Below are 14,838 nucleotides of genomic sequence, written 5' to 3'. Positions count from 1 at the left end.
GAGATCAACTGCCTGTTGGTGGTACTCTGTAATCGCCAAAAAACAAGAGTAGATACCATGAGTTACAAGCAGTTGATCGAAGGGCAAAGATACCAGATTGAGGCCTACTTACGCGAGGGTTTTAGCTATCGAGAGATAGGGAAAAGGCTAAAAGTGAGCCACAGCACTATAAGTCGTGAAGTTAGGCGCAATAGTACTCGAAGTCATTACTTGCCTGAGGTTGCACATTCAAAGGCATGTAAACGAAAACATCTAGCTGCCAAGTATTCCATGCCAGCACTTACAATTGCGTTCGTTGAGTTTGGATTGGAGCAAAAATGGAGCCCTGAGCAGGTTGCGGGTGTAAGCAAAATTATCGGGCATCCTGTGAGTCATGAATGGATTTATGGCTATATTCAAAAAGATAAATTGAGTGGTGGCAAGCTATACAAACATCTGCGACAAGGGCACAGACGTTATCGTAAAGGCAGCCGAAGCAAACGTGTCATCATCCCAAATCGTGTTGGCATTGAACATAGACCTGCGATTGTTGACACTAAGACACGATTTGGTGATTGGGAAGCGGATACAGTACTTGGCAAGCATGGTACGGGAGCAATCGTTAGTTTAGTCGAGCGTACAAGTAAGTTTTACCTGATACGCAAAGTGCCAGCAAAAAGTGCAGCGCAAGTGAGCAGAGCAATGATAGGTATGCTGTGGCGCTATCGACGCCATGTTCATACGATAACCGCAGACAACGGGAGTGAGTTTTGTGAACATGAGCATGTTTCAGACAAGCTAAAAACCGACATCTACTTTGCTAACCCCTACTCATCATGGGAAAGAGGGTTAAATGAGAACTTTAATGGCTTGTTGCGTCAATATATTCGCAAAGGCACTGATTTACGAACGGTGACAGATAAGCAAATTGCGCACATAGAAAAGGCGCTCAATGCGAGTTCGAGAAAATGTCTAGGGTTTAGGCAACCAGCGGTAATATTCGATGAATTACGCAAAGCAGCCTAATTTAGCGAGTGGTGCACTTCGGACTTGAATTCGCGGGCCACTTAAGTTATTAATTTTAAAATCTTCCGGCTCGATTCCAAATGTATCACGAAATACTCGTAAGTCGGTACCTACCCTAGAAAACTGAGTTAAGTAAGCCTCTGAATAACTTGTTGTATCTTCAAAATAACGATCAACATTGAGTTCGTACTGATCAAGTAACCATAAGTAAAATGCCATTTCTTTTGCCGTTAAGCTTATATCAATCCCCGCAAATGTTAACTGCTTAGCAGAAGGGTTTATAACTAATGAAATTACTTTTGAGTTGACTGTATTAAGACTTGCTACTGTTTTACTGAAAGATACATTTTTGATACTGGTAAGCACAGAGTTATCAATTAGGTTACGCATGCGAACATAAGGTATGCTCGTTAAAGTAATATTGGCATTTTTGCAATCGACCGATTTCCCTGCTTTATTTTTTACAAACTTTGAATGGGGAGTCGGATACCAAAAGTCTTTTAGAAATTCAAAGCTCTCATCTACAAATACATGACTTAGAGTGTCTTGCTCACGCCCAAAGAGAGACATGGCATATCCTAAGTAAAACGCCATTGTTTTACGTCCACCTGCAATTGATGCATGTATTGCTGTATTCTCAAGTTTGGTTAACTCATCTACCTTACGGGTTATAAAATCTGCCATATAGACCTGATCAACCTCAGTACTGGCATCAAAAACAGGTTGACCATTTTGATCTTCAATAAGCCAAATATTTTTCTCAGAAAACTCGATTTCTGGCAATTTGTAGTCTGTTAATAACTGTTGAAAATGACCTTGGTTGAATAGCCCATCTACCAGCAAAGGTTTGGCACTTTGCGTTGTGATGACATAGATTTCGTTTGGCAGACTTTTGCCTTGCTTATGGATAGCAAACAAGGTTTCTGTAAGTACTTGAGGACTAGCCCCTGTGATGATGAGTAATATGTGTTTCATTCAATTTCCTTTTGATGAAACTGAATAATATCTGAATATTAAATAAAATCAAAAAGTATGAGACGAATGCTATTTTTATGATTTATTGACGATGTATGTTTTGCGAACTTTCTCTAATACTTAAATTTAAAAAAGGAGTAGCGCGCTAATCCTTCATTGCCCTTAAGCCTCGCCTTACATTATCGTTAGCAATACGCTTTTGCATTATCACAATGGAAAAGTATATTTGCGTACAATTCCCTCACTAGTATTATCAGAGTGAACTCTGAATGCGTTTGTTTGATTTACGATATGGTCTAAAGGAACGTGGAAGGGGTAATATTAAGAAAGCGAACCCGAAGGTTCGCTTGTTTAAGTTTTTAATTTAGCTGGCCTTCTTCACACTCTTCCCACTCGTTGAAAAGACTGTCTTCATCGGCTGTGCGCCATATTTCGTATACATAAGTAATTTCTGGGATTTCTCTAATATTGAAAGAGAAATGGAAGCCTTCAGACTTATCATCATTACGAATACAAGGCACTGCAGGTACTACGGTTTGAAATGCTAAGCTTTCGCCTTGTTGAATAACACGTCCTTCATATAGGTTTTCAAAGCGAGGGGTAAGACTCGCAAGACCACCATTAATATGGCTCACCTTAACATTTTCAACTGTATACGCACTGTCCATAGCACTTAGCTCCCACTGCACATAGCCTTCTTCTAAGAATGGACGCGAGCTTGCACTAAAGCCATTTGCAAATGGTGGAATTGTTTCATACGGTAGTGGGTGCCATAAGCTTTCGCCATCTTCATTAATGCTTCGTAAGCGAACACCTTTCGCTTCTGATAATGGATCAACTTTAACAACAAAATCATATTGTGGTGCATCGTCTATTAAATCAGTCGCTGAATAACGGAATGTATAAGTACCTGGTTTGGTAAACACTTGACCGCGTGTGGCAGGACAATCAGCTTCATCAGGGTAACTTGTGAATTCTCCTCCTTCAGGCGTGCTAATTAACTCTTCATGGGTGAATACTTCGTCACTATCAGCATCAACCGTAACTGGGCGATGTAATAATGACATACACGGTAAGATTTGATAGTAATCTTCACCTGGCTGTAGTCTTCCCCAGCTACGTGCCCACACAACAGAACGAATTTCAGGCGCAGTATTGGTAAGTTTTGCAATACGCCATCATCTTCTGCATAAGTTTTTGCAAAAAGTCCGCGATCATCTTCAACAATCAAGCGCGCAGTATATGAGCCTGGTACATCAGTTACCACACGAGCACGGCGATACTCTTGGGTTTCAGGTTCAATAACTGGCTCAATAACCGCGTTACTGCCATCTGGACGATCAACAAGTTCCCAATGGAATGTCATTGGATCATCATTTGGGTCTTCACTTGATGCATCGAATACAAGTGCATCACCTACAATAACTGATTTAGATTGAGCATCTACACCGCGTGTTGAAGGCTGCCCATTAACATTACCAATTTTAGCTTCCATTGTTGCATTGGTTGTTAGTTGATTAACACCATCAGATACAACCATTCGTACTTTATACATGCCTTCAACATCAAGCTTTTGGATCTTTTTGCCCATTGGCTTCCAAGAACCAATATCAACTAACTCAACAGTACTTGTTTCTGGCTTTTCTATAAGTTCCGCACTGATTATTTGCAGTGCTTCACCTTCTGGATCATAGCCTGAAAAATTAAACTCAGCGCGTAAACCAACTTCTTGTTCACCAATACTATAAGAAGGGAAATAGCCTGTTGCGAGTAACTCGCCAACGGGTGCTTTGTTTTCATTAGACTCAGGATCTTTCTCTACAGTTACAAGAACTTCACGCTCTTCGCTTTTTCTTGCACCATCAAACACAAACAGTACCAATGAATACTCTCCCGCTGCAGCTGGCGTAAAAGTAAGTGTATCTGTTGTTCTTCCTGTTAATTCAGGTAATGGAATAGCATCAGGTTCAACAGGACTGTAAGCCCATTTCCAACGGTATTGTAAAGACGCTCCTTCAGGGTCATTACTTTGTGATGCATCAAGCGTGACTGTTTGCCCAAGCTTAACCGTCACATCGTCAGCAATCGCAACAGGTGGAGCATTACCTGATGAAACAGTTACGGTAACCGTTTTTGGTTCACTGGCAATATTTCCGTAATAAACAACCAACTCAAGTTTGTAATCTCCAGCTACATCAACAAATAGAGTAGCTAAACTAAGTGTTTCATTGCTTAAATAACCCGCACTTTCAGCCGGTTTTTCAACAATCTTCCATTGATAATCTAAACTGCCTGTCTCGCCTGTAGGAGGTAAACTAGCACTTGCATCTAGGCCGACACTCGTTGTGCCCAAACTTACACTGTATACAGGCTCAGTGATTGCTGTCGGATATGGTGATGTTGCATTAAAAGTAATGCGTGTTGCTTCACTGTTATTAACACCGTCATTAACAATAAGACTAATGACATATTCACCAGGAAGATCAGCCACAAAATCGGTGCTAAGACTATCATTGCTGGTTAAAACCGCTTCACTTTGTTCTGGGCGAGAAATAAGTTGCCATTGATAACTAAGTTCTTTGTTATCAGCGCTACTACTTTGATCAGCACTTAGTTGAATTTGTACTGCACCATCTTTAAGTGACAACGTTGTTTGTTCTGTACTGCTAGTGATAACAGCCGTCGGTTTTTGTTCAACAACAGGGGTGCTATCGTCGTTACCACCACCTCCACCACAAGCGGTTAGCGCTAAAGCTAGCCCTATAGCGGTGAATGTATGTAGCATCAATTTCATCGGGGTCTCCTTGCAGGTTTTTCTGGCAATTAAAATTGTAAAGTTAAGCTAAGCTTGGCTGTGCGCCCTGGGGCTGGCACAAGTCCTAAGCTCAATGCGTCTAAGTAGTAACGATCGGTAATATTATCGATAGTAAAATCAAGGGTCGCCGTATCGTTAAATTGGTATGAACTGTAGAAATCTAAAAGGTTATAGCTGTGCCATAGCACAGGCTCATTAAAACCTGTTGGTGCGTTATATCGAGGAACTGGGTTTCTTTTGCCCATAAAGGTAGCGCGTAAACCAGTCTCGAATTTTTGATCAAAAAGACGTAACCCTAAATGCAGGCTGGCATGCCAGTTAGGCGGGATCATATTATTGATGTAACTCTGTGTGATCCCCCAATCAGTACATTCATAACGCACGTAGCTACCATCATTACACACTTCAATATAAGAATATTTAGTACCACTTAATTCAACTAACCAAAAAGGTGCTGTGTAACTAAAGTTAAACTCAACACCATTAAGATCTAAACTGTCGATATTGCGCATACGAAATAAATCGAGCAAACCGCCTTGTGATTCCTCCCACGCATTTGGTTGTGTTCGAGTTAAATAGTCATCTACATGATTCTCGAAATAGGCAAGCTTGATAGCCAGTTGCTCTGTGTTATTCGCTATTTTTTCGTTTAAATAATTAATACCCAATTCTTGGTTTTTGGCATGCTCAGGCTTCAGAGATATATCAAGCACAGGGCTCGCAGACAAACCAGAGGTACTTTCAAACAAGCTTGGCATGCGTAAAGCTTCTGCGTGTCTAATGTATAATTGAAGACCGTCTAACGCTTGCCACGTTAAAGCTATAATCGGCGCACCACCTGAGTGACTATTCTGATAATTGACAGGAACACAGCCTCCTTGCCCATCAGGTGTACATGCAGGGTTATTAGGCTTAAGTTCTAAAGGGTTATTATCTTTTGAAGAGAAATGACTAAAGCGCAATCCTGCTTCTAATTGCCACTGCTTTGTAATTTGCCAATCGACGGCGCTAAAAGCACTAAACTCTTTACGCCAACCGCTTCTTGAACCAGCATAAAAACCTTCTGTTTGGGGCGTGTCGGTATCCATATCTTCCCACTGCCCAGCAATGCCATAGCTCAATGCAAGTTCGCCATGATTGTAGAACATCATTTTATTACTAAATTCAGCACCCCAACGCTGATAATCATCTTTTCGAGCTATGTTATCGGCAATATCCACCGAGCCGACATCTGGCGTATTTAAATCTGTAATCGCATCTGTGTGCCACAAATTAGCCGAAAAGTCGGCCCAATCATAAGTAAGCGGTTGCCATTTGTATTTTAATGTATAGGTATGGTTTGTTACTTCGCTGTCAAGCCATTGTCTTGCTTGTCCAAAAGAGCGAATTTGCGAAGGCATCATTTCGCCATATTCGCTGTTATAAAGGATATAACTCATCTCTAAGCTATGATCTTTTGGCATCACCAAGTTCGTTTTAAGTAATACCGACTCACTATTGAAATTTGTATTTGGTATACGCTCATTAGCACGAAATCTTGACGCACCTTCCACAGAAACTGGAGTCTCGGTATACCAAGCCATTTTAACCGGCTCACCATAAATCAATTCGGGTTTAGGGCCATGGCTACCTGCATAATAATTGCCTTGTTCACGCTTAGCGTAAGCACCAACTAAGTCACCCCAACTAAAGCGTTTTGCTGCAGCGACACTCCCCGCGTAACTCGCAAACTCTAACAAACTAGGCCTGTCCATTCCTTCTTCTGGGGCAAAATGCTCAGGCATCAAGTACTGTTCAGTACAATAAGTTGGAAAGCGACAGTCTGAGCGATAAGCATTACGAGGGAGATAATAGCCTGCATAGGTTCCAGGCTGAGGTGCGTTTGAGCTATTACCAATAGCACTCGCTCTTAAACGTACACCTGACAGCTCACCTTCTTTGACAATATCGTCTGCATTAAGAGTGATAACACTCACTAATCCGCCCGTCGCACCGGTCCCTTGCGCGTCCATAACAGGGCCTTTACTAATCGTCATTGAGCCAATTAAATCGGGGTCAATATAACTGCGGCTAGAGACACCTGAATACCCTCGATAAACAGTTGTTTCTTGGCGACTTCCATCAATAATAACTGGCACACGGCCTTGACCTTGCATACCGCGGATATTGATGTCTAAACCACCTGAGTTACGGTTCTCACTGACTAATACCCCAGGTGTACCTTGGAATATATCGCCAACACTGGTACCGCGAAATCGTTCAATATCTTGCTGAGTGATGACGTTTAGCGATTTTGCCTCGGTATAGGTTTTATTTTTTAGTTTATTGTGTTGTCCCTGAACTTGAATAGTATCAAGAGCAATCACATCTGATTGTGGCTTTGCTTTAATGATCCAAGCGTTTTGAGCAATCAAAAACGCTTCTAATGAGGTTGATTGTAAAAGTTTATTTAAAGCCGTTTCTGTGCTGTAGCGTCCTTTAAGCTCTAATACAGAGATATTTTTTACGATTTGCTCATCAAAGCTCAGTGTGATCCCTGCTTGTCGTGAAAGCAGCGTTAATGAATCACCTAGATTACCTGCAGGTAAGTCAAATTGAACTAATGTGAAATTAGCTGAACTAGCTGATGATTGCGCCGCATAAATTGGGGCCACAGACAACAGGCTCGAAACAAATATGGCACAGCTAGTAAGCAATACACGAGACGGCATGTGAGTTTCCTTTTTTCGTTACATACCTATAAAGCCGAACGAAAAATGAAAAGCCGTAAAAATAAATGAGAATTATTTTACTTTGGTAAAATTTCAGCCCAGAAACGGGTCAGATAGTTAAGCTTTGCACCCACTGACTGTGCGACAGTTGATAAAATTAAATCTGTATCTGAAAGCTGAAATACACCAGAAATTAGCGTGTCGTTTAAACTTGGATGACAACGAATATGACCGCTTCGATAACGAGCCAACTCGTGTAAAAAATCGGCAAGTGGCATGGCCCTGGCAGTGAGTAGATTTTGACGCCAACTACTGTAATCAAAAACCCCAGAATTTAACGAAAATTGTTTATTGGAAAAGAGTTGATACGTTGAGCCTGCTTGTAGGGATAAACTGTTTTCACCTGCCGCTGCACTATAATGCAGTAGGCCTTTGTTTACTTGTACAATCGCATGGCTTGCCTCATGACGAACAAAAACTTCTGCGTTTTGAGTAGCAAATACACCATGCGCAGTGTGCAGTTGAACAGGTGCATCAATAGCTGCGGTTTTTAAAAATAACTCACCTTGCGTGAGCGTAATAGAATTACTCTTGTGCTCATCAATTTCTACCGTACTATGGCGGTTTAACCACAGTTGGCTATTTTTGAAAACGGTAAATTCTTCGCGACTATTTCTGGTTGATAAATCGGCACTTAAATAATGACGAACGCCTTGCTGCTCAGCTAAAAAAGCCACACCAGCTACACTTAGTGTCGTACCAAGCGCGCTTTTGAGCAAACGTCTACGCTGCAGATTATCAATTTCATGGTCTGTTTTTTGTAATGTTTCTCGTGCATACCCGGCGGACTTAACAGCAACATCACTAAATGCTTTATCAAGGTGTAGTAACCGAGCACATGCCAGCTCATGCAATGGATCTGCACTGCGCCACTTCACAAAATGTGCCTGCTCTGCCTCACTGATGCTGCCAGATTCAATTTTAATTTGCCATCGAATTGCTTGTTGAACTATGTGTTCTGGAATATGAGCTTGATTGTGATTGAGTCTAAAATTCATCAGATTTAGCTGTCAAAATAAACAAGTTGGTAGCACTGTAGTGTTGCTTTAGCGATATATTTTTCGACTGAAGATAAACTTACTTTTAGTTCGCTTGCGACATCTTTATAACTCATGCCATCCAATCTAACCATTAAAAAAGCTTTTTTTTCTTTTGCTTTCAAACCCGTGAGTAACTTGTCAATTTGCTCAAGTAAGTTAAGCAACTCTAATTGCTCTTCGGGCGAAAAGTAGTCAGACTCAGGCATTGATTCGAGCATGCTTTGATAATTACGTTCAAGCACTTGCCTGCGTAATTGATCTGTCATCAAGTTACCAGCAACTTTCGTAAGCCAGGCACGAGGGCTACGCATATCATCATAAAGCATTGGCTTATTTAACAATTTTATAAACGTATCTTGCGCCAGATCCTGGGCATTATCAGCACTACTTGTTCGTTTAGCAATCCAACGAACTAACCATTCGTGGTGTTCTTGATACAGCGAGTTGAACCCAGTTCTGTTAGTGGTCTTGCTAGTCAAAATTTACAAAGTCCCGTTGCGTGGCAGGCGGACATTATAAACAATAATCATTCTCATTCAAGCTAATTTATTAGGTAAACCTTCTTAATTATTAATTGAAGTGAAATTCTTTTTAATTATCAGCCATTGCATGAGGAATACGATCAATTAAAGGTTTAAACAAATAACTCAGCATCGAACGCTCTCCATTTTTAACAAATGCTTGAACTGGCATCCCTGGCTGTAACACCAAATCTTTTAGCAGCGCTTGTTCATTGACGCGAATAGTTACTTGATAATAAGGTTGCCCAGTTCGTTGGTCGTTGACAATATCTTGTGTCAGGCTATCTATATTGCCTTTTACCTTTGGCGTGGTGCTGGTATTAAAAGCATTAAATAGCAAATCAACTTCTTGACCAAGTAAGATGCTATCAATTAGATGAACTGGTACTTTCGCATCGACAATAAGAGTTTGGCCTTTAGGCATTATTTCCATTAATAATTGTGATTGGGATACTACATCACCAAACGCATTAAGGCCTACGACTTGCCCCGCTGCTGGTGCGCGAACTTCACTATTATCCAGGCTAAATTGAGCCGTAATGATCTGCTGTTTGAAATGACTAATACTTGCTTGATTGGTAGCCATCTGTTGACTGAGATCTTGTTTGTAAGCTTTTATTGTCTGTTGTAATTGAGTGTCTTGCTCTAATAACCTGGTCTGTTGTGCTTTTAGTTCTGCTTGTGAATTTGCTGAATCAGCACTGATCTCCGCAGCTTGTGCCTGTAATTGATAAAGTTTTTCTTGTGATTGATAGCCTTTATCAACTAAAGCTTGTGTGTCTCTAAGCCAGTTTTTATATACCGCCAATTGCTGTTGCTGACTGGCAACCACATTTTGTAGGCCTAAAATTCTCGATTGCGTAGTGTGTTTGTTATTTTCTAACAGTAAGAGTTTAGCATCCTGTGTTGCTTTTCTTTGTACAAACAATTGCTGATGCAAGCGCATAGCCTCTTCGGCTTGTGGTAATGCTATTTCGGTTAGCGCTGATGAATAATGCAACTTCGGCGTTTGTGTAAACTCAGCATATAAACGTTCCTTTTCTGCCAGTGCCATATAATATTGAGTTGTTGCGGCCTCAAGCTGACTTTTAGCGACTCGGTTATCGAGGGTCACTAAAGGCTGATTTTTCTCAACCCACTGACCATTTTGCACTAACAGCTGGGCAAGCACCCCACTTTGTGGAGCTTGTATTTGTTTTTTTCTTCCAGATACAATAACTTGACCTTCAATCACAGCACCTTTATCCAGTGGTGCAAAGGCTCCCCAAAGTAAAAAAACACCCAAACTTAGTACCGTCATAATCCAGCCCCAAAGAATGTATTTACGACCTGCTATGCCGTGTTGAGCATTCATGCTATTGCCACTCCCTGTTGACTTTGTTTGGCTCTTTGCATGGCGTTTAATACGTTTTCTTTAGCGCCAAATGCCTGAACATGGCCTTTGTTTAGTAACAAAATTTTATCGCTCATAGCTAAAATATTCGCTCTGTGAGTTATGAATATCACACTACTTCCAGCTTGCTTTAACGTTTTGATTGTTGCTGCTAACGCAGCCTCACCGCTGTCGTCTAAATTCGCATTTGCTTCATCTAAAATAACCACCTTAGGATCAGCATACACTGCTCTTGCAAGACCTATGCGCTGTTTTTCGCCGCCCGATAAACCGGTTCCGGCTTCACCTAGTTGCGTTTCATATCCATTACTTAACTTGAGTATCATGTCATGGACCCCAGCCAACTTCGCGGCTTTAATCACCAAGTGATCATCCACCTCGCCAAATCGTGCAATATTTTGCGCGATACTGCCTGCAAAAAGGCTCACATTCTGTGGTAAATAACCAATAAAAGGGCCTAAGCTTTGTTTATTCCACTGAAACACATCTGCGCCATCTAAACGCACTTTACCTATACGCGGCTCCCAAATACCGCATAGCATTCTCGCAATTGATGATTTACCAGCACCTGAGGGGCCTATAATGGCCAAAATTTCTGCTGGTTCAAGATCAAAACTAATATTTTTAAGAACAGGATGCTGAGCCATTGGTGGGATTAAAGTGGCGTTCTCAATGGTTAATTTACCGCTTGGTTTAGGTAAACAAAGCCCTTCCTTTACTGATGGATATTGACATAACAAGCCATTTAAACGTTGTTGTGATTGCTTTACTGATTGCCATTGTTTAAAAGCACCAACCAATTGCTCAACTGGCGAGAGCATGCGTCCTGCCAAAATAGAGCCCGCAATCATCATTCCAGCTGTTATTTCTCCCGCAACAGCTAACCATGCGCCTGCACCTAGCATCATTGACTGTAATGCTAGTCGTAAAACTTTACTGGTTGCAGTAAGAACAGAACTTAAATTACTCGCTTCACTTTGATGGCAAATTCCAGCCCAGTGCTCTGACTGCCATCGTTCTTGTAAATTTTGCTGCATACCCATGGCTTGAGCAACTTCGGCATTATTAATGATATCGCTGGCGAGTCTGTTAGCATTTGTAGTTGCTTGTGAGGCTAAAACTAGAGACTGTTTAGCCCATAATTCATTTGCTAAAGCTAATGCAAATAACACTAAACTACCAACCAATGCGAGCGTGCCCAATAAAGGGTGAAAAAAGAACAAAATGACTAAGAAAATAGGCGCCCAAGGCGCATCAAAAAAGGCAAACACGCTACTCCCTGTCATAAACTGACGAACTTGATTAAGATCGTTAATCAGTAGTCCTGAGTTAGCGTTACCAGTTTTAAGTTGATGCTCATATAGCGCATTAAATACACGGTTGTGTAAAGTTTTATCAAATTGTTGACTAATGCTTATTAATACTCGGCTCCGGATCCACTCCAGCCCCCCCATTAATAAGAAAAATACCGCAACCATCGAAGAGATTAGCCATAAGGTGTCTAAATTTGCTGAGCTCAAAACGCGATCATAAACCTGCAACATGTAGATTGCAGGCAACAGCATTAATACATTAATGACAGCACTAAACCCTGCAACATGATAAAAACTGCGCATTTGCAGCTTTAAAGCATCTTTAAGTGGTTTACTAAGCGCTTGCGAAGCGTTCATTTAAACCTCGTTGTACGAACTGGTTTAAACAATGCTGCCGCAGTTAACAAAAACAGCCAACGCCAGTCTAAACTGCCGCCATTACCATAGCTAAGTGACTCACTGTCTTTTGCTTTTGCTTCTGCATCCACATACAAGGTTGCTAGGGCAGCAAAACGACTATTCACATCGCTATCCTTACAATTAACTGTCAATGTATAAACCCCTGTCTGTGGCGAAATAACCATACTGCCTTGCGGCTCTAGTGGCGAATCAGGTTGCCAGTCGCCAATCACTGTTTCCCCCGTTGCTTTACAGTCTGTTGCATTGAAACTGGACCAAGTCACTTCGGCTTGCTCTCCTTGCTTTATAGACCCTGGAGTTATGCTAATTGACACTGAGCCTGTCGGCTGTTGAGCACTTAAATCTACTTCAAATACAGTACCGAATTTATCATTGAGGTATTTATTACCAGAATTATCGGTGTACCCTCGATCACCATATAAGGTGGTGCCGTATAAGTTACCGTTTGCAGCTAACATAATACCGGTTGGCACTTTGCCGTCGGCATCAACATCTATCCCCGCTTTAAAAGAGTGTACATGTTCAAAACCACTTTCAACGACCACGCCATTTTCAACTTTAATATCTGCGAGGCGAATGCGATAAATGGTGCCATTCCCGGTTACTTCCCCGAATTCCGAGGGATAGGGGTTACCTTGCTTTACGCTTATAACTTCATCTTTATGGGCACCGCCCCCCATCGTTGTACCATAAAGGTAGCCATTGTCCGTAATCGCCATTGGTCCGCGGGGCTGACTGCCATCTAGGTCACTAAATGTATGCACTAACACAAAATCAGAACCATCTTTTTTTACTCTAAATACAGAGCCAAAAGGGTTACTGCCATCATAATGAGGATATTCTGTATGGATGAGGTTTTCTTTATCGGTCACAGAATATAAGTCATAGCTACCACCACAAATGCCATTATCAAATTTTGCCTCTTGCTGATTATGAACGATTATTCCTTTTGTTTTACAAGTACCTACCGACGTGGTGCCGTATAAATAACCTTGTTGGTCTTCAACCAAATAGGTGGCTATACGCGCAGCTTCACCTCTTGTCCACGGAACTTCTCCCTCGGCTAAGGTAAACTCGTGTATAATTTCAGGGCTTTGTACTGGGTCGTTACTTAAGTCCATTGCGTAGAGGGCGCCGACAATAAAATCATCATCAATCGAGAGTGTATCTAAAAATGGTGTGCCTCTGGGGTAGGCCAAATAGCCAAATAATGTATTACCACTCAACAACATACCTCCCGCACCAGTATAATAGCCATGCGGGTTATTGTTAAATCTATGCAGTTCAATCAGGGTGTTATCGGCGTCTAAGCGCATTAACCGCGAGTAAGATTCGCCGTCAGTGTCTATAAACAGTAGCCGCCCCTGCTGATCAAAAATAGGCTGAACGTTAGGTTGACTGCTAAGCTCTTCCTCACTGTTATCAAAAACAATATTTTTATTGCTGCCATCTGAGTGGACATAAAAAATGTTACCATCTAAATCAATACTATAAAGCCTATCGAGCTGTGGATGCTCAGCAAAACCCACGTATGATTTAATATCTTTAGCCAATGAAAAATAATGACCTTGCACCGGCGCCAGCCCCCACATATTTGCTGCCCTAGTGTCGTTACCAAAAATATCTACATGTCCTGTGGATGATATTCCCAGTAGTTGGTCTCGCTCAGCATTATAGATAGGGGGTGCATAGGGTTTCCCTGCCGTAGGCCAACCTTCAGGGCCACTATAATGAAGTGAAGTCAGGTAATTTACACTAACATCGTCAACCGCCGTGGTAGCAAAACAAGAAAGCGGCAAAGTGAATAAAAAAATGCAGAGTGTTTTCATAGCTAGCTCAATAAATTTTAAGTAGCACTGCAGCAAAGCTACAGTGCAGTTAGATTATGCAACGAGTTCGTATTCGACAAAGCTTGAAACACCAATAGTCTCAAGTGATGCAAAGCTAGCAGCACCAGTGTCGTTTAGGGTTAAGTCAATTCCATTGTCAGATAGTAAAGTAGTGAAGTAATCAAACTCCGCATCTTTTAAGCCATCTACAATGTTATGGGTGGTATTGTCACCAGTTGTACGGTCAATCACATTGCCGCTTGTATCAATACCGGCATTTAGGCGTTTATGGTATCTAGACCATCGAAACTAACTAACTCATCAGTGAAGCTGTATTCACCGTTAGCATCTTGAGTGATGCCGTAACCAAAGGAAATTGAGGCAATTTCACCGTAAATTGTATGAGATGGGCTAGAGAAGAAGGTGTAATCTAAGTAAGAGCCATCAGCAGCCTGAATGATAAAGCCTAGGCTGCCATCGCTTGAAGTGCCCTCTTGCACAAATTGCGTGCCAGAGAATGTGCCAAAGCTCCCCCAAAAACCTAAATCTACAATAGGATTTGGATTTTCAGTACCAGCGAAACTACCAATGCTTTCATCGTAAGTTGTATCAGTAAAAAACTCACTTGCGTAGGTGAAAAAGTCATTTAAACTGCCGTAGCTATAATTTGCACCATATGAAACTTGTATAGACATAATATTTCCTTTTCTGTTTTTGTAATGACCTAGAGGTCTGAAATAGTCATATCAATTGCGC

12 protein-coding genes are annotated in these 14,838 nt (G+C 41.4%); 1 reads left to right on the top strand and 11 read right to left on the bottom strand.

Features of this window, described 5'->3' with window-relative positions:
- Positions 1-57 precede the first annotated feature (57 nt).
- On the top strand, positions 58-1,005 hold the full coding sequence (locus ACRWSG_RS19040) for an IS30 family transposase (RefSeq protein ID WP_462167215.1): 948 nt from the start codon (positions 58-60) through the stop codon (positions 1,003-1,005).
- Here the strand turns inward: ACRWSG_RS19040 and csm6 are convergent.
- The 11 genes from csm6 to ACRWSG_RS18985 form a co-directional block, all read right to left on the bottom strand.
- Positions 988-1,980 carry a CRISPR-associated ring nuclease Csm6 gene (gene csm6 / locus ACRWSG_RS19035; RefSeq protein ID WP_462167214.1) on the bottom strand — a complete coding sequence of 331 codons (993 nt, stop codon included), beginning with the start codon at positions 1,978-1,980 and terminating at the stop codon, positions 988-990. The genes ACRWSG_RS19040 and csm6 overlap by 18 nt on opposite strands.
- Before the next feature lie 359 nt (positions 1,981-2,339).
- A complete protein-coding gene (locus tag ACRWSG_RS19030) occupies positions 2,340-3,047 on the bottom strand; it encodes a hypothetical protein (protein ID WP_462167213.1) in 708 nt (235 codons plus the stop codon).
- Positions 2,978-4,774: a PKD domain-containing protein gene (locus ACRWSG_RS19025; RefSeq protein ID WP_462167212.1), complete on the bottom strand. Its 1,797-nt coding sequence runs from the start codon at positions 4,772-4,774 to the stop codon at positions 2,978-2,980. Before ACRWSG_RS19025 ends, ACRWSG_RS19030 begins: the two co-directional genes overlap by 70 nt.
- A gap of 29 nt (positions 4,775-4,803) precedes the next feature.
- Positions 4,804-7,506 carry a TonB-dependent receptor gene (locus ACRWSG_RS19020; protein ID WP_462167211.1) on the bottom strand — a complete coding sequence of 901 codons (2,703 nt, stop codon included), beginning with the start codon at positions 7,504-7,506 and terminating at the stop codon, positions 4,804-4,806.
- Positions 7,507-7,583: 77 nt separating this feature from the next.
- Positions 7,584-8,564 (bottom strand): DUF4880 domain-containing protein, encoded by a 981-nt coding sequence (locus ACRWSG_RS19015; RefSeq protein WP_138599171.1) that lies wholly within the window; start codon positions 8,562-8,564, stop codon positions 7,584-7,586.
- Positions 8,565-8,569: 5 nt separating this feature from the next.
- Positions 8,570-9,085: a sigma-70 family RNA polymerase sigma factor gene (locus ACRWSG_RS19010; RefSeq protein WP_054553565.1), complete on the bottom strand. Its 516-nt coding sequence runs from the start codon at positions 9,083-9,085 to the stop codon at positions 8,570-8,572.
- Positions 9,086-9,197: 112 nt separating this feature from the next.
- Positions 9,198-10,481, bottom strand: coding sequence for an HlyD family type I secretion periplasmic adaptor subunit (locus tag ACRWSG_RS19005; protein WP_462167209.1), 1,284 nt, complete (start codon positions 10,479-10,481; stop codon positions 9,198-9,200).
- Positions 10,478-12,190 carry a type I secretion system permease/ATPase gene (locus tag ACRWSG_RS19000; RefSeq protein WP_462167208.1) on the bottom strand — a complete coding sequence of 571 codons (1,713 nt, stop codon included), beginning with the start codon at positions 12,188-12,190 and terminating at the stop codon, positions 10,478-10,480. Before ACRWSG_RS19000 ends, ACRWSG_RS19005 begins: the two co-directional genes overlap by 4 nt.
- Positions 12,187-14,082, bottom strand: a complete 1,896-nt coding sequence (locus tag ACRWSG_RS18995; protein ID WP_462167206.1) for a hypothetical protein — start codon at positions 14,080-14,082, stop codon at positions 12,187-12,189. Before ACRWSG_RS18995 ends, ACRWSG_RS19000 begins: the two co-directional genes overlap by 4 nt.
- Before the next feature lie 54 nt (positions 14,083-14,136).
- A complete protein-coding gene (locus ACRWSG_RS18990) occupies positions 14,137-14,334 on the bottom strand; it encodes a hypothetical protein (protein ID WP_462167205.1) in 198 nt (65 codons plus the stop codon).
- Between the two features lie 26 nt (positions 14,335-14,360).
- A complete protein-coding gene (locus tag ACRWSG_RS18985) occupies positions 14,361-14,777 on the bottom strand; it encodes a heme acquisition protein HasA (protein ID WP_462167204.1) in 417 nt (138 codons plus the stop codon).
- Between the last annotated feature and the right edge of the window lie 61 nt (positions 14,778-14,838).

This window comes from Pseudoalteromonas sp. GB43 (genome assembly GCF_054923805.1).
Note: the sequence above shows the minus strand (reverse complement) of the source record. Positions and strands in the feature narration are given on the sequence as shown.